Genomic DNA, 18593 nt, shown 5'->3' on the forward strand with positions numbered 1-18593 from the left:
CCGCACACGCACCGGAGCACCACCGGTATCTGAGCGGCGCCCACGACCGAGGGTGCCGCCGGGCAAGGAGGGCCGCATGACCGTACGGCGAGTAATGGGCATCGAGACGGAGTACGGCATCTCCGTCCCCGGCCACCCCAACGCCAATGCCATGCTCACCTCGTCCCAGATCGTCAACGCCTACGCGGCGGCGATGCACCGGGCCCGCCGGGCCCGCTGGGACTTCGAGGAGGAGAACCCGCTGCGCGACGCGCGAGGCTTCGACCTCGCCCGCGAGGCCGCCGACGCCAGCCAGCTCACCGACGAGGACATCGGCCTGGCCAACGTCATCCTCACCAACGGCGCCCGCCTCTACGTCGACCACGCACACCCCGAATACAGCGCCCCCGAGGTCACCAACCCCCGCGACGCCGTCCTCTGGGACAAAGCCGGCGAACGCATCATGGCCGAAGCCGCCGAACGCGCCGCAGCACTGCCCGGCGCCCAGCCCATCCACCTCTACAAGAACAACACCGACAACAAGGGCGCCTCCTACGGCACGCACGAGAACTACCTGATGAAGCGGGAAACCGCCTTCTCCGACATCGTGCGCCACCTCACGCCCTTCTTCGTCTCCCGCCAGGTGGTCACCGGCGCCGGCCGCGTCGGCATCGGCCAGGACGGTCACGAACACGGCTTCCAGCTCAGCCAGCGCGCCGACTACTTCGAAGTCGAGGTCGGCCTGGAGACGACCCTGAAGCGGCCGATCATCAACACCCGGGACGAGCCCCACGCGGACGCGGAGAAGTACCGCCGCCTGCACGTGATCATCGGCGACGCGAACCTCTCGGAGATCTCGACCTATCTGAAACTGGGCACGACGGCGCTCGTCCTGTCCATGATCGAAGACGGCTTCATCGCGGTGGACCTGGCGGTCGACCAACCCGTCCGCACCCTCCACCAGGTCTCCCACGACCCCACCCTCCAGCGCCTCGTCACCCTCCGCAGCGGTCGCACACTCACCGCCGTCCAACTCCAGATGGAGTACTACGAGCTCTCCCGCAAATACGTGGAGGAGCGGTACGGCGCGGACGCCGACGACCAGACCAAGGACGTCCTCACCCGTTGGGAGGACACCCTCAACCGCCTGGAGAACGACCCCATGAGCCTGTCGGGGGAGCTCGACTGGGTGGCCAAGAAGGAACTCATGGAGGGCTACCGGCGCCGCGACGACCTCGACTGGGACGCCGCCAAGCTGCACCTCCTCGACCTCCAGTACGCCGACGTACGAGCCGAGAAGGGCCTCTACAACCGTCTCGCGGCCCGCGGCCGCATGAAGCGCCTCCTGGACGAGACCGAGGTCGACAGGGCCGTCACCAAGCCTCCGGAGGACACGCGCGCGTACTTCCGCGGCCGCTGCCTGGAGCAGTACGCCGACGACGTCGCCGCCGCCTCCTGGGACTCGGTGATCTTCGACCTGCCGGGCCGGGACTCGCTCCAGCGCGTCCCAACCCTCGAACCGCTTCGCGGAACGCGAAATCACGTCAAGGAGCTCCTGGACCGCTGCCGCACGGCAGAAGACCTGGTCAGGGTCCTCTCGGGTGGCTGAACGGTTATCCGGACGGAACCTGTCGGACGGGGTGGAAACCCCCTCGTCCGGGAATCATCGAGGTGGCCCCCGTACGTTGTAGCAACTGCGGGGCCGATGTCGGACCCGGCTTGTAGGGTCTGATCATCACCGATCGGCAGGAATGCCGACCTGTCGACCATGTCGGGCGAAAGAGCGGGGTGAGGGTTATGGCGACCAAGGACACCGGCGGCGGCCAGCAGAAGGCGACACGCTCCACGGAAGAGGTCGAGGAGCAGACCGCGGAAGCGCAGGGCTCCGAGGACCTCAAGGAGCGGCACGAGAAGCTGAGCGACGATGTCGACTCGGTTCTTGACGAAATCGATGATGTGCTCGAGGAAAATGCCGAGGACTTCGTTCGAAGTTTCGTTCAGAAGGGTGGCCAGTAGCCTTTGAATCGAAGGCTTCGGGGGGCTGGAGTTGGCAAGTCAAGAGGGTGTGAAGCGTTGCTCGCGGTGTAAGGAGTCCAGGCCGCGGGCAGCCTTCGCCAGTAACAAGGCGGCCCGGGACGGGTTGCAGGCCTACTGCCGGGAGTGCTGGGCGGCTTATCACCAGGTCCGGCAACTGGCGAAGGGCAAGAACGTGCGGCCGGGGGTGGAGACGCCCGAGGGCCACAAGTTCTGCCGCAGCTGTGAGGAGATCAAGCCGCACAGTGAGTGGCACCGCAACGCCACAGCGTCCGACGGCCTTGCGACCTGTTGCAAGGCGTGCAAAGCCGTCAAGGGACGGCGCGGGCACCTGAAGCGCCATTACGGCATGACCGAAGCCGAGCGTGACGCGATGGTCGCCTCTCAAATGGGGCTCTGCGTGATCTGCCTGAAAGCTCCTGCCGTACATGTGGATCACTGCCACAAGACGGGTAGGGTCCGTGGCGTACTGTGCTTCAACTGCAATTCGGCCATCGGCAAGTTGGGAGATGACCCCGACATCGGTCGTCGTGCCGTTGCCTACCTGGAGGGAAACGCGTGGAAGCCAACACTCGTAGCACCGGGCGTCTACCAGCTGCCTTCCTGACGCCTGGGTCCTCGTCCTTCATGGACTTTCTCTCCGACCACCAGCCGGAGCTGCTGCCCGGCAAGCGGCAGCTGCCCCCGACGCAGGGTGTGATCGAGGCGCCGCACGGGACGACGATCGTGGCCGTCACGTTCCCCGGTGGTGTGGTGCTCGCCGGTGACCGTCGCGCGACGATGGGCAACGTCATCGCGCAGCGGGACATCGAGAAGGTGTTCCCGGCGGACGAGTACTCGGCCGTCGGCATCGCCGGCACCGCAGGTCTGGCCGTCGAGATGGTGAAGCTGTTCCAGTTGGAGCTGGAGCACTTCGAGAAGGTCGAGGGGGCGCAGCTCTCGTTGGAGGGCAAGGCGAACCGGTTGTCGACCATGATCCGTTCCAATCTGGGCATGGCCATGCAGGGTCTGGCGGTGGTGCCGTTGTTCGCGGGGTTCGACGTGGACCGGGACAGGGGCCGGATCTTCTCGTACGACGTCACGGGCGGTCGTTCCGAGGAGCACAACTTCGCGGCCACCGGCTCGGGCTCGATCTTCGCGCGTGGGGCGATGAAGAAGCTCTACCGCAGCGACCTGTCGGAGGACGAGGCCACGACGCTCGTGGTGCAGGCCCTCTATGACGCGGCCGACGACGACTCGGCGACCGGTGGTCCCGATGTCGCGCGCCGGATCTACCCGATCGTCACCGTGATCACCGAGGACGGTTTCCGTCGGCTGACCGACACGGAGTCGTCGGGGATCGCCGCTTCGATCCTGGAGCGTCGTCTGGAGCAGCCGGACGGCCCGCGCGCCGCTCTGCTGTAGTCGGCGGCTTCGTGCTTGTCCCAGGTGGTCCAGTGACTTCGACAGAAAGGGATGGATAACCGGTGTCGACGCCGTTCTATGTGTCACCCCAGCAGGCGATGGCCGACCGCGCGGAGTACGCCCGCAAGGGCATCGCGCGTGGGCGTAGCCTCGTTGTGATCCAGTATGCCGACGGCATTGTGTTCGTCGGCGAGAATCCGTCCCGTGCGCTGCACAAGTTCAGCGAGATCTATGACCGGATCGGTTTCGCGGCCGCCGGCAAGTACAACGAGTACGAGAATCTGCGGATCGGTGGTGTGCGGTATGCCGATCTTCGTGGTTACACCTATGACCGTGATGACGTGACCGCGCGTGGTCTGGCGAATGTGTACGCGCAGACGTTGGGCACGATCTTCTCCTCGGCCGGTGAGAAGCCGTACGAGGTGGAGCTTGTGGTCGCGGAGGTCGGCGAGACGCCGGACGGTGACCAGATCTATCGGTTGCCGCATGACGGGTCGATCGTGGACGAGCACGGTTCGGTGGCGGTCGGCGGTAATGCGGAGCAGATCAGCAGTTATCTGGATCAGCGTCATCAGGACGGGATGAGCCTGGCCGAGGCCCTGAAGTTGGCTGTTCAGGCGCTGTCGCGTGACACCAACGGCACGCAGCGGGAGATTCCGGCGGAGCGGCTGGAGGTGGCGGTGCTGGATCGTACGCGGCCGCAGAAGCGTAAGTTCAAGCGGATCGTCGGTCGGCAGCTGGGTCGGTTGCTGGAGACGGACGGTGCGTCGACGGAGGCGGAGAGCTCCGATGAGGACGAGAAGTAGGTCAGTCCCGGTGTGAGCCTGCCTCTCGCCCCACCCTTTGTGCGCCCTGGTCGGTTGTCCCGGCCGGGGCGCAGGGCGTTTCAGGAGGCGCTTGGCGGGGCTGTGGAGGCTCGTACGACGAGATGGACGGGGATGTCTCCGGCGTCGGGTGTGCGGCCGTCCAGGACGGCGAGGAGGGCTTTCATGCCGCGTTCGCCGAAGAGTTCGGCGTCGAGGCGGACGGTGGTGAGTTCGGGGTCGAGGGCGGTGGCGAGGGCGAGGTCGTCGAGGCCGGTGACGGACATGTCGTCGGGTACGCGCAGGCCGAGGCGGCGTAGGGCTTTGTAGACGCCGGCGGCGAGTTTGTCGTCGTCGCAGATGATGGCGGTGGGGCGGGGTCCGGGGGTGGTGAGTGCTGTTTCGGCGGCGGTGCGGGCTGCGTCGATGGTGATGGGTGCGGGTGCGGTGCGCAGTGATGTTCCGGTGACGGCGCCGATGCGTGCGGTGAGTTCGCGGGCGCGTATGTCGAAGGTCCAGGAGGGCACGTCGGCGGCGAGGTGGAGGAAGTGGCGGTGGCCGAGGTCGAGGAGGTGGTCGGCGACCTGGCGTACGCCGTCGGCGATGTCGAGGTTGACGGTGGCGGCGCCGAGGCTTCCGGTGGGGTCGCTGTCGAGCATGACGAGGGGGAGTTGGTCGCCTCGGATGGCGGTGAGGGCGTCGGCGGCCATGGAGGAGGCGAGGACGCCGTCGAGGGCGGCCTGGGCGGAGGCGAAGGGGTCGCGGGCGGGGCCGACGCCTTCGGGGGAGGGGTAGAGGACGACGCCGAAGCCGTGTTCGGCGGCTACGCGTGCCGCGCCGGTGTAGACGCCTGCGAAGAATTCGGTGGTGAGGGCCGGGACCACGAGGAGGACGGTGCGGGTGTGGCCGAGGCGGAGGTTGCGGGCGGCGAGGTTGGGGCGGTAGCCGAGTTCGCGGGCGGCGTGGCGTACGCGTTCGGCGGTGGTTTCGGAGACGCGTCCGCGCCATTTGTCGCCGAGTACGAGGGAGACGGCGGCCTGGGAGACTCCTGCGGCTTGGGCGACGTCGCGGCTCGTGGGGCGCGTGCTACCTCGTGCCACTGTGGGCCTGCTCCTTCGTCTGGACTGGTGAACAGCGCTCATGGTACGTATGACAAGAGACGTTATACGTAAAACTTCGAGGTGGCTCACCGCCTCGGGCGAGCCGACGGAGGCGGGACATTGGCCGCGGGATACCTGGAGATCCTCAGGGCGAAGCACGCCGCCCGGTTGCTGACGGGCACGCTCGTGGGCCGGCTGCCCAACGCCACCGCCGCGATCGCGATCGTGCTGTTCGTGCGCGCGCAGGGCGGTACGTACAGCCTGGCGGGGGCGCTGGCGGCGGTGTACGGCGTGGCGAACGCGGTCGGGCAGCCGTTGCTGGGGCGGCTGGTGGATCTGCACGGTCAGCCGCGGGTGCAGTTGCCGGCGGCGCTGGCCTCGGCGCTGGCGATGGCGGTCTTCGCGTTCACCGGTACGGACCCGTTGCCGCCGGCGTACGGGGCGGTGGCGGCCGCCGGGCTGTTCACCCCGCCTCTGGAGGGCGGTCTGCGGGCGCTGTGGCCGGCGGTGCTGCGGCGTGAGGACCAGGTGCACACGGCGTATGCGATGGACGCGGTGGCGCAGGAGGTGATGTTCACGGTCGGCCCGCTGCTGGTGACGCTGTGCGTGTCGCTGTGGTCGGAGCAGGCGGCGCTGCTGGTGCTGAACGCGGTGGGGGTGCTGGGGGCGCTGTGGGTGGTGGTGTCGCCGCCCTCGCGCGCGTGGCGGTCGGCGCCGCGTGAGGCGCACTGGTTGGGTGCGCTGCGCTCGCCCGGTCTGTTGGCGCTGCTGGGGGCGTTCCTGTTCGTCGGTTCGGCGCTCGGTTCCATCACGGTGGCGTCGGTGCCGTATGCGGACGACCATGGCGGTGACGCGGTGTACGGCTGGTTGATGGCGGCGCTGGGTCTGGGGGCCCTCATCGGCGGTGTGGCGTACGGGGCGCGGCAGTGGGCGGGGGAGCCGGAGCGGCGACTGAGGGTGCTGGTGGCCTTCCTGGCGGTGTGTTATCTGCCGTTGATGTTGATGCCGGGTGCGGTGGCCATGGTGGTGTTGACGGCGTTGGCGGGGGTGTTTCTGGCGCCCGCGCTCGCGTGTGCGTTCGTCATCGTGGACCGGCATGCGCCGCGGGGGACGGTGACGGAGGCGTTCTCGTGGTTGGTGACGACGTTCACGGTGGGGGCGTCGGTGGGTACGGGTCTGGCGGGTCCGGTGGTGGAGGCCGGGGGCGCGCTGTGGGGGTTCGCGGTGCCGGGTGTCGCGGGGGCTGTGTCGTTGTCGGTTTTGCTGGCGACGGGGCGGGTACTCGCAGCTCCCGCCGGAAGTGGGGTTGTTGCGGCTTCGTCGGAAAATGATCCAAACCGTGCTGCCGAACCCCGTTTCAGTTCAGGGGATCGGGCGTAATGTTCAGTCATGGACCGCCGCATTTTCGGGCTGGAGAACGAGTACGGCGTCACATGTACGTTCAGGGGACAGCGTCGGCTGTCTCCCGACGAGGTGGCGCGGTACCTCTTCCGCCGTGTCGTGTCATGGGGCCGAAGCAGCAATGTCTTTCTGCGGAACGGCGCCCGCCTCTATCTCGACGTGGGTTCGCATCCGGAATACGCGACACCGGAATGTGACAACGTGACCGAGTTGGTCACCCACGACAAAGCGGGCGAGCGCATTCTCGAAGGACTCCTGGTGGACGCGGAGCGACGCCTGCACGAGGAAGGAATCGCGGGCGACGTCTACCTCTTCAAGAACAACACGGACTCGGCGGGCAACTCTTATGGTTGCCACGAGAACTACCTGGTGGCCCGGCACGGGGAGTTCTCCCGGCTCGCGGACATCCTGATCCCGTTCCTGGTGACCCGGCAGCTGCTGTGCGGCGCGGGCAAGGTGCTGCAGACGCCGCGTGGGGCTGTCTACTGCGTCAGCCAGCGGGCCGAGCACATCTGGGAGGGCGTCTCCTCGGCGACGACGCGCTCGCGGCCCATCATCAACACGCGTGACGAGCCGCACGCGGACGCCGAGCGGTATCGCCGGCTGCATGTGATCGTGGGCGACTCGAACATGTCCGAGACGACCATGCTGCTGAAGGTCGGTGCGACCGATCTGGTGCTGCGCATGATCGAGGCGGGCACGGTGATGCGGGATCTGACGCTGGAGAACCCGATCCGGGCGATCCGTGAGGTCAGTCACGACATCACGGGCCGGCGCAAAGTGCGGCTGGCCAGCGGGCGTGAGGCCTCTGCGCTGGAGGTGCAGCGCGAGTACTACGAGAAGGCTGTGGACTTCGTCGAGCGTCGCGGTATCCGTACCGGCACCGTCGACCAGGTCCTTGAGCTGTGGGGCCGCACGCTGGACTCGATCGAGGCGGAGGACCTCGACCGGATCGGCACCGAGATCGACTGGGTGATGAAGTACAAGCTCATCGAGCGGTACCGGGCCAAGCACAATATGACGATGTCGCATCCGCGGGTGGCGCAGATAGACCTCGCCTACCACGACATCCACCGTCGTCGTGGTCTGTATTACCTGCTGGAGCGCAAGGGGCAAGCGGCTCGGATCTGCAACGACTTGAAGATCTTCGAGGGCAAGTCGGTGCCGCCGCAGACCACTCGGGCGCGGTTGCGCGGCGATTTCATCCGCCGTGCGCAGGAGCAGCGGCGGGACTTCACGGTGGACTGGGTGCACCTGAAGCTCAACGACCAGGCACAGCGCACCGTGTTGTGCAAGGACCCGTTCCGGTCGGTGGACGACCGGGTGGAGAAGCTGATCGCCGGCATGTGAGCGAGGCGTTCCGCATGTGGTGCGGAACGCAACACGGGCGCCGTACGTTTCCCGTACGGCGCCCTTCGCACGTCGTAGAGTTGCGCGCACGCCATCAGAAGATCGACCGATTACGAGGCTTCATCGTGCGCCGACGCTCACTCATCCTTGCCGCCGTACCCGCGGGACTGGTCACTCTCTCCGCGTGCGGTGACGACAAGTCCGACTCGAGCAAGGCGAGCGACGGCAAGTCGCCCTCGGCCTCGGGCACGTCGGCCCCGCCGCCGCCGAAGATCGTCGACGGTCCGTTGCCGGCCATCACGGCGGGGGTGAAGTTCGGTGAGAAGCCGACGATCGCCAAGGGCAGCGGCGAGCCTTCGGACCAGCTTGCGGTGAAGACGGTGATCGCGGGCAGTGGGAAAACGGTCGCGGAGGGCGACTACATCCAGGCCAACTGCGTCGGTCAGATCTGGGACACCGCGAAGGTTCTCGTCAACACCTACGAAACCAAGAAGCCGCTGCTCACTCGGCTTGCGCCGGGTGCCACCATCGACGGCTGGCGTTATGCCCTGACGGGTAAGAAGACGGGCAGCCGGGTGCAGTTCTCCGTGCCGCCGACCTGGGCTTTCGGTAAGAACGGCGATGCGCAGGCGGGCATCAAGGGCACCGACACGCTGGTGTTCGTGTTCGACGTCCAGGACGCGTTCGGCCCGAAGAGCTCGGCCAAGGGCAAGGTGGTGGCGCAGGACGGCGCCGGTGTGCCGAAGGTCGGCACGAACACCGACGGCAAGGCTCCCTCGGTGGAGGTTCCCAAGTCGAAGGCGCCGACCAAGCTGGTGTCGGAGTACGTGATCGAGGGCGACGGCGCCGTGCTCGCGGCGGACGACACCGTGTTGGTGCAGTACAAGGGCGTCATCTGGAACACGGGCAAGGAGTTCGACTCGACGTACAGCCGCAAGGAGCTGACGTCGTTCTCGTTGCAGCAGGTGGTCAAGGGCTGGGCGCAGGGGCTGATCGGGCGGAAGGTGGGCAGCCGGGTCGTCATCGTGGTTCCGCCGGCGCTGGGTTACGGCGACAACCCGCCGCAGGGCAGCGGCATCGGGAAGGACGACACGATGGTGTTCACGGTGGACATCCTCGCCAAGGTGTGAGGCCGGCGAAGGTGTAAGACTGTGCGTGTTGCCTTTCCGTGAGACATGCAGGAGCAGTGACGTGAGCATTGACAAGCCCGAGATCGACTTCCCCGAAGGCGCGCCCCCGGCGGACCTCGAGATCAAGGACATCTGGGAGGGCGACGGCGAGGTCGCGCAGGCCGGTCAGACCGTCACCGTCCACTATGTGGGTGTCTCTTTCAGCACCGGTGAGGAGTTCGACGCCAGCTGGAACCGTGGGGCGCCGTTCCGCTTCCCGCTCGGTGGCGGCCGGGTCATCAAGGGCTGGGACCAGGGCGTGCAGGGCATGAAGGTCGGCGGCCGTCGCCAGCTGACCATCCCCGCGCACCTCGCCTACGGCGACCAGAGCCCGACGCCGGCGATCAAGCCCGGGGAGACGCTGATCTTCGTGGTGGACCTGCTCGGGGTCTGATCGTCGTAGGAGCAGTGTTGATCGGCTGGGGTCCATGCCTGCCCGGGTGTGGGCCCTCGGCTTTTGTCCCGACGCCGCTGAGCGGTACGGTCGTCGATCGTAAGCACCATAGGGGAGGCGAAGGGCGTCGATGGCCATTGCCAAGGCCGAGCGGCTGATGAACCTGGCGCTGTGTCTGCTCGGGACGCGGCGGCCGCTCAGCAAGCGCGAGCTGCGCGACTCCATCGAGGCTTACGTCGAGGCGTTCGGGCCGGGGCGGGGCGCGGCGGGGTCGGACGACTCCTTCAACCGGATGTTCGAGCGGGACAAGGACGATCTGCGGGAGCTCGGCCTGGTCATCGAGACCGTGGAGAGCCTGGACGGCGAGATCGGCTACCTCGCGCGCCGTGACAGCAACCGGCTGCCGGCCATCACGCTCGACGCCGAGGAGGCCGCGGCGCTGGGCCTGGCGGCCAAGGTGTGGCAGCAGGCCCGGCTGGCGGGTGCCGCGAGCGGTGCTCTGCAGAAGCTGCGCGCGGCGGGGCTGCCCGAGGACGTCGACCCGTACGAGGCGCATGGTGCGCTGGAGCCCCGGATTCCGGTGCACGAGGCCGCGTTCGAGCCGTTGATGCTGGCCTGCCGGGACCGTCGGCCGGTCGTGTTCGACTATCGCAAGGCGACCGCGGCGCATCCGGAGCCGCGGCATGTCGAGCCGTGGGCGCTGGAGTGCTGGCGCGGTCACTGGTATCTGGCGGGTTTCGACCGTGACCGGGGCGCCGAGCGGGTGTTCCGGCTGTCGCGGATCACCGGGCGGGTGCGTTCGCGCGGGGCGGGTTTCACCGTGCCGGTCCCGGATGTCGTCACCGTGCGGGAGACGGTCGCGAGCTGGGCGGGGGAGACCGCCGACCGAAGTGCGCTGATCCGGCTGCGCGCGGGCGCCGGGTACCCGTTGCGGGCGAAGGCCAGTGCGGTGCGGGAACTCGGGGACGGCTGGGACGAGTTGGAGATTCCGTACGGGCACGGTCTGGACGCCTGGCTGGTGGAGTTCGGGCCGGACGTGGTGGTCCTGGACCCGGCCGAGCTGCGGGCGGACGTCGTGGACCGGCTGCGGGCCGTGGCCAAGGGCTGAGGGGGAGCGAGCAACACAGTGGCAGGCAAACCGGTCAGGCCGGCGAACGCGATCGACCAGACCCGGCGGATGCTCTCCCTGGTGACGTATCTCAGGGAGCGTCCCGGCGCGCGGATCGAGGACGTGGCGCGCGCGTTCGGGATCACGGAGGACGAGCTGGTCTCGGACCTCGATGTGCTGCCCATGTGCGGCACCAGTTTCCGGGGCGGCGATCTCCTGGACATCGACACCGACGGTGAGCGCATCTGGTGGCACAACCCGGCCGCGCTCGGCGCGGAGGCCGCGGAGCCGCTGCGGCTGGCCGCGGACGAGGCGACGGCGCTGCTGGTGGCGGCTCGGGCGGTGTCCACGCTGCCGGGGCTGCGGGAGGGCGATCGGCAGGCGCTACTGCGGGCGACGGCGAAGGTGGAGGCCGCGGCAGGTGAGGCGGCGGGTGCGAGCGCGCGCCTGTCGGTGACGTTCGAGTCGGAGGGCGGGGTCTTCGCGGACGTCGACCGGGCGATCTCGGAGCGGCGCCGGCTGTGGATCCGCTACTACTCGCCCGCGCGTGACGAGGTCACCGAGCGCGAGATCGACCCGATCCGGCTGGTCAGCGTCGGGCACACGTATGTGGAGGCCTGGTGCCGCCGCTCGGAGGCCCGGCGCACGTTCCGGCTGGACCGGGTCGCGGAGATCAGGATCCTCGACGAGCCGTCCGCGCCGCCCGAGATCGAGCTGCGGGACCTGTCGGAGGGGCTGGTGCAGCCGGCCGCGGAGGATCCGGAGGTCGTCGTCGAGGTCGGGCCGGGCGGCCGCTGGGTCGCCGAGTACTACCCGCACGACAGCGCCGATGAGCTTTCGGACGGCGGGCTGCGTATCACTTTGCGCACGCCCGAACCGGCCTCGCTCAGGAGGCTGGCCCTGCGGCTGGGCCGGGACGGCCGGATCGTCTCGCCGCCGGACCTCGCCGACAGCGCCCGCCGGGCCGCCCGCGAGGCGCTGGCGGCCTACGACGGGATCGAGGCACAGGGGGCGGCGGGCGGGCCGCCCGTCGTGCACGGCGAGCGGCCGCGGGGTGACAGTCGGTTCGACGGGCGGGAGCAGGGGCTGTGAGCGAGTCGGTGGCGTCTGGTGTGCGGGGCATCTCGGTGGCTTCCGCGTTCGCGGGGATGCGCAGTGTGACCCCGGTGCGGTTCAGGGCGGGCTGTCCCGACTGTCGAAGCCATTTCGAGCTCGCCGCGAGCGCCCTGCTCCTGGCGATCGGCGGCTCCAGCCGCACCACGTTCTACTCCTTCACCTGCCCGGACTGCGGGGCGGCCGTGCGCAAGCCGGCCGGGGAGCGGATCGTCGAACTGCTCACGGGCGGCGGCGTGCGGACCCTGCGGCTGCACACCCCGTAGCGGGGTCTAGGCTCGGCCTCATGTTCTGGCCGATGTTCGCGGTTGCCGTGGGTTTTGTGGGTCTCGCCGTTCTCGCGGTGTTCGCCGTGCGGGTCTTCCTGGAGGCGCAGCGGCTGGGCCGGCAGGTCGCGGAGTCCGCGCGGCGCATCGACCGGGCGGCACAGGACCTGGAACGGGCGGCCGTGAGCGCGGCCCGCGCTGTCGACACCCTGTGACGGCGGCTGTGGTGTGCCGCGTGGAGCGCTGTCGCCGTCCTGTGAGCCCCGCGGCGAATGCGTTTTGGGCCACTTCGCCCTCCCGCGCCGGTGGTGGGGGCAGGTACGCTGCTCGTCGCGGCTCGGAGAACGAGGCCCGGACCGCTGACCGGGAGTACGCACGGGGATTGCCTCACGTTTACCCCTGAGCGTTACGATCGCTGTCAACACGATCGTTCGGACAGGCGTCCGACCGGTCGGACGGCATCCCGCCCCCGCAGCCTCGGTGAGAAGGTAAAGACTTATGTTCGGAAGGCTCGGCGCCCCCGAGATCATTCTCATCCTCGTCGTCGTCATCCTGCTGTTCGGCGCCAAGAAGCTTCCCGACATGGCGCGCTCGCTCGGCAAGTCCGCTCGCATCCTCAAGAGCGAGGCCAAGGCGATGAAGGAAGAGGGCAGCAGCACGGCCACCCCGGCCGGCCCGCCCCACACCGACGAGCAGCCCCCGGCGCAGCGCACCATCCAGGCCGCCCCCGGCGACGTGACCAGCTCCCGTCCGGTCACCGAGCCGACGGACACGACCAAGCGCTGACGCAGGGCCGGTGACCTCCGGCCCGCTGTACGAGATGGGAACGTGGGTTGCTGAAGTCTGCCCGCAAAGAGGAGAAGGACCCCGAGGGGCGGATGCCCCTCGCGGATCATCTTCGTGAGCTCCGCAACCGGCTCGCGAAAGCGATGCTGGCCATCGTCCTCGTGACGGTCGTGGCCGCCTTCTTCTACAACGACATCATCAACTTCCTCACCAAGCCGATTCTCGACTCGGTCGGCTGCGGGAAGACTTTCGAGGAGATCCAGGGCCAGCTCAAGTCCGGCGACTCCACCAACAAGTGCGCGAGCATCACGATCAACGGTCTGCTCGCGCCTTTCACGCTGGCTCTGCAGGTCTCCCTGATGGCCGGTGTCGTCTTCGCCTCGCCGGTCTGGCTCTACCAGCTGTGGGCCTTCATCGCGCCCGGCCTGCACAAGCACGAGCGCAAGTACGCCTACGCGTTCGTCGGCATGGGCGTGCCGCTGTTCCTGGGCGGCGCCTACTTCGCCTACCGGGTGCTGCCGACCACCGCCAAGGTGCTGATCGGCTTCACCCCGGGCAGCATCACCAACCTGCTGCCGTTGGACGACCTGCTGCAACTGGTCACGCGCATGGTCGTGGTCTTCGGTCTCTCCTTCGAGCTGCCGTTGCTGCTGATCTTCCTCAACCTGACCGGCATGGTCACCGGCAAGCGCATGCTCGGCTGGTGGCGGGGCATGATCATCGGCATCACGGTGTTCGCCGCCGTCGCCACCCCCAGCACCGACCCCATCTCGATGCTGGCCCTCGCCGGACCGATCTGGGTCCTGTACTTCGGCGCGACCGCCTTCGCCCTGCTGAACGACCGCCGCAAGCGTCGCCGCGACGCCCTGGGCCCCGCCGACGACGAGGCCTCCGACCTGGACCTCACCCCCGAGGACATCGGCGAGGTCGAGACGGTCACCGCCAGCCGTGCGGTGCCGGAGCAGTCGAGCACCGATCGCGTCAACGGATACGACGACGTGACCTGACGATCACTTGGAGCTCGCCGGGCCACCCGGTGGCCGGCGAGACGCTCTCTTCTCACCCCGACGGACTGCGGCCGGGGCGCTCCAGCAGCGCCACCGGCCGCTTCCGCATGTGCGGGCCGGCCGCCGGTTCACCGGATCCGGATAATGATCGTCCTGTTGTCAGTGCGGCCCGGTACGCTCGAAAGCACGATGACAGAGGATCTCTCACCGGCCGAGCGGTACACGGCAGCACGTAAGCGCGCTGTCGAGCAGGCCACCGCGCTCGCGTCCTTCCGCGAGATGTACGACTTCGGTCTCGACCCCTTCCAGATCGAGGCCTGCCAGGCACTCGAATCGGGCAAGGGCGTCCTGGTGGCCGCCCCCACCGGCTCGGGCAAGACGATCGTGGGCGAGTTCGCCGTCCATCTCGCCCTCCAGCAGGGCAAGAAGTGCTTCTACACGACGCCCATCAAGGCGCTGTCGAACCAGAAGTACTCCGACCTGTGCCGCCGCTACGGCAGCGACAAGGTCGGCCTGCTCACCGGCGACAACAGCGTCAACTCCGACGCCCCGGTGGTCGTGATGACCACCGAGGTGCTGCGGAACATGCTGTACGCGGGCTCGCAGACCCTCCTCGGCCTGGGGCACGTGGTGATGGACGAGGTGCACTACCTCTCCGACCGCTTCCGGGGCGCCGTCTGGGAAGAGGTGATCATCCACCTTCCGGAGTCGGTCACCCTGGTCTCCCTCTCCGCGACCGTGTCCAACGCCGAGGAGTTCGGCGACTGGCTCGACACCGTCCGCGGCGACACCGAGGTGATCGTCTCCGAGCACCGGCCCGTCCCGCTGTTCCAGCACGTCCTCGCCGGGCGGCGCATGTACGACCTGTTCGAGGAGGGCGAGGGTCACCGCAGGGCCGTCAACCCCGATCTCGCGCGGCTGGCCCGCATGGAGGCGAGCAGGCCGTCCTACCAGGACCGCAGACGCGGCCGCAACCTGCGCGAGGCCGACCGTGAGCGGGAGCGCAGGCAGCGCTCGCGGGTGTGGACACCGGGCCGGCCGGAGGTCATCGAGCGGCTCGACGCCGAGGGGCTGCTGCCCGCCATCACCTTCATCTTCAGCCGCGCCGCCTGCGAGGCCGCCGTCCAGCAGTGCCTGTACGCAGGGCTGCGGCTGAACGACGAGGAGTCGCGTGCCGAGGTCCGCGCGCTCGTGGAGGAGCGCACGGCCGCGATCCCGCACGAGGACCTGCACGTCCTCGGCTACTACGAGTGGCTGGAAGGCCTGGAGCGCGGCATCGCGGCCCACCACGCGGGCATGCTGCCGACGTTCAAGGAGGTCGTCGAGGAGCTGTTCGTGCGCGGCCTGGTCAAGGCCGTGTTCGCCACCGAGACACTGGCGCTGGGCATCAACATGCCCGCGCGGTCCGTGGTTCTGGAGAAGCTCGTCAAGTGGAACGGCGAGCAGCACGCCGACATCACCCCCGGCGAGTACACCCAGCTCACCGGGCGCGCCGGCCGGCGTGGCATCGACGTCGAGGGGCATGCCGTCGTGCTGTGGCAGCGCGCGATGAACCCCGATCACCTCGCCGGGCTCGCCGGCACGCGCACCTACCCGCTGCGCTCCAGCTTCAAGCCGTCGTACAACATGGCGGTCAACCTGGTCGAGCAGTTCGGGCGGCACCGCTCGCGTGAGCTGCTGGAGACGTCGTTCGCGCAGTTCCAGGCCGACCGGTCGGTGGTCGGGATCTCCCGGCAGGTGCAGCGCAACGAGGAGGGACTGGAGGGCTACAAAGCCTCTATGACCTGCCACCTCGGCGACTTCGAGGAGTATGCGCGGCTGCGCCGCGACCTCAAGGACCGCGAGACGGAACTGGCCAAGCAGGGCGCGGCCCAGCGGCGCGCCGAGGCCGCCGTGGCGCTGGAGAAGCTGAAGCCGGGGGACGTCATCCATGTGCCCACCGGCAAGTACGCCGGGCTGGCGCTCGTGCTCGATCCGGGCCTGCCCGCCGGGCGCGCCAACGGCCACCGCGGCTTCGACCATCATGACGGGCCGCGCCCGCTGGTCCTCACGGCCGAGCGGCAGGTCAAGCGGCTGGCCTCGATGGACTTCCCGGTGCCGGTCGAGGCACTGGAGCGGATGCGGATCCCGAAGACGTTCAACCCGCGCTCGCCGCAGTCCCGCCGCGATCTCGCCTCCGCCCTGCGCACCAAGGCCGGGCACATCCCGCCGGAGCGGGCCCGCAAGCAGCGTTCCCAGGCGGCCGACGACCGGGAGATCGCCCGGCTGCGGACCGCCCTTCGCGCCCATCCCTGCCACGGCTGCTCCGACCGGGAGGACCACGCCCGCTGGGCCGAGCGCTACCACCGGCTGCTGCGGGACACCTCCCAGCTGGAGCGCCGCATCGAAGGGCGCACCAACACGATCGCCCGTACGTTCGACCGGATCGTGGCGCTGCTGACCGAGCTCGACTATCTGCGCGGCAACGAGGTCACCGAGCACGGCAAGCGGCTCGCCCGGCTCTACGGCGAGCTCGACCTGCTCGCCAGCGAATGCCTGCGCGCGGGCGTCTGGGAGGGGCTGGCCCCCGCAGAACTCGCCGCCTGTGTCTCGGCGCTCGTGTACGAGGCGCGGGTCGGCGACGACGCGATGGCGCCGAAGCTGCCCTCGGGCAAGGCGAAGGCCGCGCTCGGCGAGATGGTGCGGATCTGGGGCCGGCTGGACGCGCTGGAGGAGGACTTCCGGATCAGTCAGACGGAGGGCGTGGGGCAGCGGGAGCCCGATCTCGGCTTCGCGTGGTCGGCCTATATGTGGGCCTCGGGGAAGGGGCTCGACGAGGTGCTCCGGGAGGCGGAGATGCCGGCCGGTGACTTCGTGCGGTGGTGCAAGCAGGTGATCGATGTGCTGGGGCAGATCTCGGCGGCTTCCGCCGCGGAGGGCTCGACGGTGGCGAAGGCTGCTCGCAAGGCGGTCGATCAGTTGCTGCGTGGGGTCGTCGCCTATTCGTCGGTGGGGTGACGCGCCTCAGCGCCCGTTCAGACCTCAGCGCCCGTTCAGATAGGCGCGCCAGCCGCCGTACTCCGTGATGTCCTGCGCCTCCTTCAGCGCGCCCGGCTCGCACAGGAAGCCGGGGACGCGGCTGCCGTCCGACAACTGAACGCTGCCCAGTGTCATGGGGCGGGGAAGTGCCGTCAGCAGGCGGCCCAGGGCTTCCGCCGGGAGACGCCAGACCTCGGCCTCGATCTGTGCGCCACCCTCGCCCACGTGCACCAGGCCCGGCTTCGCCGGGGTCGTGTGCAGGGCGTGCAGACGGTAGAGCGGGGCCGTCGTCGTCGTGCGGTCGAACACCGCGCCCAGGGACAGGAGTTGGGGGTTCAGGGGCTGGCCCGTGAGGTGGGCGCCGACCACGGCGACGCGGGCCTGCGGTTGCAGCAGGGACGCGATGGTCGCCAGGCGTTCGTCCGTGAAGGCCGGGCCGACCAGCATGACGCCGAAGGGGAGGCCGTTCACCTCGCCGGCTGGGACGGCGGCCGCCGCCAGGTCGAACAGGTTCGTGGAGTTGGTGAAGCGGCCCAGGCGGGCGTTGGCGCCCAGCGGGTCCGCGGTGACCTCGGCGAGGGTGGGATGGCCGGGGGCGGTGGGCAGGAGCAGGGCGTCGGCGTCGGCGAGTTCGGCCAGGGCGCGGGTGCGCAGGGCCGTCAGACGCTCGGTGTCCGTGTAGAGCCGGTGGGCCGGGATGTCGCGGGCCCGGGTGATGATGCCGGCGACGGTCGGGTCCAGGCCCTCGCCGCCCTCGGCGAGCAACTTGTCGACAAAGGCGCCCACGGCGGTGTAGCGCTCGGCGACGAACGCGCCCTCGTAGAGCATCGCGGCGGCCTCGGTGAACGGGGTGAGGTCGAGGGTGCGGATCTCCGCTCCGGCTGTTCTGACCTGGGACACCGCAGCCTCGTAGGCCTCGGCCCAGCCCTCGTCGAGCTCGCCCAGCTGGGCGAGGGGCGGCACCGCGATGCGCCACGGGCCAGGGGCTCGGGCGGGCAGTGCGGGGAGGGGGCGGGCGGACGGAGACGTCATGTGGGCCAGGGCCCGCTCGGCCTCGGGGAGCGTGCGGGCGAACACCGTGACGCAGTCGATCGAGGAGCAGGCCGGGACGACTCCCTCCGTGGGGACCAGGCCGCGGGTCGGCTTGAGGCCGACGATGCCGTTGAAGGCGGCCGGCACCCGGCCCGAACCGGCGGTGTCGGTGCCGAGGGCGAGGTCGACGATGCCGAGGGCCACCGCGACGGCCGAGCCGGAACTCGAACCGCCGCTCACCCGCGCGGGGTCGTGGGCGTTGCGGACCGCGCCGTACGGGGAGCGGGTGCCCACCAGGCCGGTCGCGAACTGGTCCAGGTTCGTCGTACCCAGCACCAGCGCGCCGGCCGCACGCAGGCGGGCCACGACGGGGGCGTCGACGGCGGGCTCGTAGGCGTATGCCGGGCAGCCCGCCGTGGTGGGCAGGCCGGCCACGTCGATGTTGCCCTTGACGGCGAGCAGCCGGCCGGCGAGCGGCAGGCGCTCGCCCCGCGTCAGCCGCTCGTCGAGCGTGCGGGCCTCCGCCTCGACCTCCTCCCGCGGCCGCAGGCCGATCCAGATCTCCGGGCGGCCGACGGCCTCGATGCGGGCGTAGGCGGCGTGGACGCGGGACAGAATGCGCGACATGC

The 18593-nt window shown here is 69.4% G+C and carries 18 protein-coding genes; 16 read left to right on the forward strand and 2 right to left on the reverse strand.

The annotated features are described in order from the left end of the window. The first annotated feature begins 76 nt into the window (after nucleotides 1–76). The 5 genes from dop to prcA all read left to right on the forward strand — a co-directional run bounded on the left by dop (nucleotide 77) and on the right by prcA (nucleotide 4223). Nucleotides 77–1588 carry a depupylase/deamidase Dop gene (gene dop / locus ACZ5SK_RS15990; protein ID WP_361701717.1) on the forward strand — a complete coding sequence of 504 codons (1512 nt, stop codon included), beginning with the start codon at nucleotides 77–79 and terminating at the stop codon, nucleotides 1586–1588. 188 nt (nucleotides 1589–1776) lie between these two features. Next, a complete protein-coding gene (locus ACZ5SK_RS15995) occupies nucleotides 1777–1995 on the forward strand; it encodes a ubiquitin-like protein Pup (RefSeq protein ID WP_188287069.1) in 219 nt (72 codons plus the stop codon). A 31-nt stretch (nucleotides 1996–2026) separates the two neighbouring features. Beyond that, entirely contained in the window at nucleotides 2027–2620 is a 594-nt protein-coding gene (locus ACZ5SK_RS16000) for an endonuclease VII domain-containing protein (protein WP_334583361.1), read from the forward strand. Further along, nucleotides 2572–3417 (forward strand): proteasome subunit beta, encoded by an 846-nt coding sequence (gene prcB / locus ACZ5SK_RS16005; RefSeq protein ID WP_334583360.1) that lies wholly within the window; start codon nucleotides 2572–2574, stop codon nucleotides 3415–3417. The genes ACZ5SK_RS16000 and prcB overlap by 49 nt, the downstream gene beginning before the upstream one ends. A gap of 62 nt (nucleotides 3418–3479) precedes the next feature. Further along, the gene (gene prcA, locus ACZ5SK_RS16010; protein ID WP_334583359.1) at nucleotides 3480–4223 is read left to right on the forward strand and encodes a proteasome subunit alpha; all 744 of its coding nucleotides are present in this window, start codon (nucleotides 3480–3482) and stop codon (nucleotides 4221–4223) included. An 80-nt stretch (nucleotides 4224–4303) separates the two neighbouring features. Here the strand turns inward: prcA and ACZ5SK_RS16015 are convergent, their stop codons facing one another. Next, nucleotides 4304–5320, reverse strand: a complete 1017-nt coding sequence (locus tag ACZ5SK_RS16015; protein WP_334583358.1) for a LacI family DNA-binding transcriptional regulator — start codon at nucleotides 5318–5320, stop codon at nucleotides 4304–4306. A gap of 120 nt (nucleotides 5321–5440) precedes the next feature. Here ACZ5SK_RS16015 and ACZ5SK_RS16020 point away from each other — a divergent pair, with 120 nt between their 5' ends. The 11 genes from ACZ5SK_RS16020 to ACZ5SK_RS16070 all read left to right on the forward strand — a co-directional run bounded on the left by ACZ5SK_RS16020 (nucleotide 5441) and on the right by ACZ5SK_RS16070 (nucleotide 16911). After that, entirely contained in the window at nucleotides 5441–6700 is a 1260-nt protein-coding gene (locus ACZ5SK_RS16020; protein ID WP_334583357.1) for an MFS transporter, read from the forward strand. A 9-nt stretch (nucleotides 6701–6709) separates the two neighbouring features. Beyond that, nucleotides 6710–8071 carry a Pup--protein ligase gene (gene pafA / locus ACZ5SK_RS16025; RefSeq protein WP_319335180.1) on the forward strand — a complete coding sequence of 454 codons (1362 nt, stop codon included), beginning with the start codon at nucleotides 6710–6712 and terminating at the stop codon, nucleotides 8069–8071. A gap of 125 nt (nucleotides 8072–8196) precedes the next feature. Further along, on the forward strand, nucleotides 8197–9201 hold the full coding sequence (locus tag ACZ5SK_RS16030; protein ID WP_334583838.1) for an FKBP-type peptidyl-prolyl cis-trans isomerase: 1005 nt from the start codon (nucleotides 8197–8199) through the stop codon (nucleotides 9199–9201). Between the two features lie 61 nt (nucleotides 9202–9262). Further along, on the forward strand, nucleotides 9263–9634 hold the full coding sequence (locus ACZ5SK_RS16035) for an FKBP-type peptidyl-prolyl cis-trans isomerase (RefSeq protein WP_334583356.1): 372 nt from the start codon (nucleotides 9263–9265) through the stop codon (nucleotides 9632–9634). Nucleotides 9635–9764: 130 nt separating this feature from the next. Continuing rightward, on the forward strand, nucleotides 9765–10742 hold the full coding sequence (locus tag ACZ5SK_RS16040; protein WP_079663378.1) for a helix-turn-helix transcriptional regulator: 978 nt from the start codon (nucleotides 9765–9767) through the stop codon (nucleotides 10740–10742). Nucleotides 10743–10760: 18 nt separating this feature from the next. Beyond that, nucleotides 10761–11834, forward strand: coding sequence for a helix-turn-helix transcriptional regulator (locus ACZ5SK_RS16045; protein WP_334583355.1), 1074 nt, complete (start codon nucleotides 10761–10763; stop codon nucleotides 11832–11834). Then, the gene (locus ACZ5SK_RS16050; RefSeq protein WP_334583354.1) at nucleotides 11831–12121 is read left to right on the forward strand and encodes a hypothetical protein; all 291 of its coding nucleotides are present in this window, start codon (nucleotides 11831–11833) and stop codon (nucleotides 12119–12121) included. Before ACZ5SK_RS16045 ends, ACZ5SK_RS16050 begins: the two co-directional genes overlap by 4 nt. 20 nt (nucleotides 12122–12141) lie before the next feature. Next, nucleotides 12142–12336, forward strand: a complete 195-nt coding sequence (locus ACZ5SK_RS16055; protein ID WP_079663381.1) for a hypothetical protein — start codon at nucleotides 12142–12144, stop codon at nucleotides 12334–12336. A 283-nt stretch (nucleotides 12337–12619) separates the two neighbouring features. Next, the gene (tatA, locus tag ACZ5SK_RS16060; RefSeq protein ID WP_334583353.1) at nucleotides 12620–12907 is read left to right on the forward strand and encodes a Sec-independent protein translocase subunit TatA; all 288 of its coding nucleotides are present in this window, start codon (nucleotides 12620–12622) and stop codon (nucleotides 12905–12907) included. Nucleotides 12908–12954: 47 nt separating this feature from the next. Beyond that, nucleotides 12955–13914, forward strand: coding sequence for a twin-arginine translocase subunit TatC (gene tatC, locus ACZ5SK_RS16065; protein ID WP_334583352.1), 960 nt, complete (start codon nucleotides 12955–12957; stop codon nucleotides 13912–13914). Between the two features lie 144 nt (nucleotides 13915–14058). Continuing rightward, on the forward strand, nucleotides 14059–16911 hold the full coding sequence (locus tag ACZ5SK_RS16070; protein ID WP_334583351.1) for a DEAD/DEAH box helicase: 2853 nt from the start codon (nucleotides 14059–14061) through the stop codon (nucleotides 16909–16911). Nucleotides 16912–16935: 24 nt separating this feature from the next. Here the strand turns inward: ACZ5SK_RS16070 and atzF are convergent, their stop codons facing one another. Beyond that, a complete protein-coding gene (gene atzF, locus ACZ5SK_RS16075; protein WP_361701710.1) occupies nucleotides 16936–18591 on the reverse strand; it encodes an allophanate hydrolase in 1656 nt (551 codons plus the stop codon). Between the last annotated feature and the right edge of the window lie 2 nt (nucleotides 18592–18593).

This window comes from Streptomyces sp. NPDC031474 (assembly GCF_055581185.1).

What these genes read in the sequence shown, in the direction of transcription:
- pafA (WP_319335180.1), top strand. Translation starts at nt 6,710, where the DNA reads ATGGACCGCCGCATTTTCGGGCTGGAGAACGAGTACGGCGTCACATGT.
- ACZ5SK_RS15995 (WP_188287069.1), top strand. Translation starts at nt 1,777, where the DNA reads ATGGCGACCAAGGACACCGGCGGCGGCCAGCAGAAGGCGACACGCTCC.
- ACZ5SK_RS16040 (WP_079663378.1), top strand. Translation starts at nt 9,765, where the DNA reads ATGGCCATTGCCAAGGCCGAGCGGCTGATGAACCTGGCGCTGTGTCTG.
- dop (WP_361701717.1), top strand. Translation starts at nt 77, where the DNA reads ATGACCGTACGGCGAGTAATGGGCATCGAGACGGAGTACGGCATCTCC.
- atzF (WP_361701710.1), bottom strand. Translation starts at nt 18,591, where the DNA reads ATGTCGCGCATTCTGTCCCGCGTCCACGCCGCCTACGCCCGCATCGAG.
- tatA (WP_334583353.1), top strand. Translation starts at nt 12,620, where the DNA reads ATGTTCGGAAGGCTCGGCGCCCCCGAGATCATTCTCATCCTCGTCGTC.
- ACZ5SK_RS16070 (WP_334583351.1), top strand. Translation starts at nt 14,059, where the DNA reads ATGATCGTCCTGTTGTCAGTGCGGCCCGGTACGCTCGAAAGCACGATG.
- ACZ5SK_RS16055 (WP_079663381.1), top strand. Translation starts at nt 12,142, where the DNA reads ATGTTCTGGCCGATGTTCGCGGTTGCCGTGGGTTTTGTGGGTCTCGCC.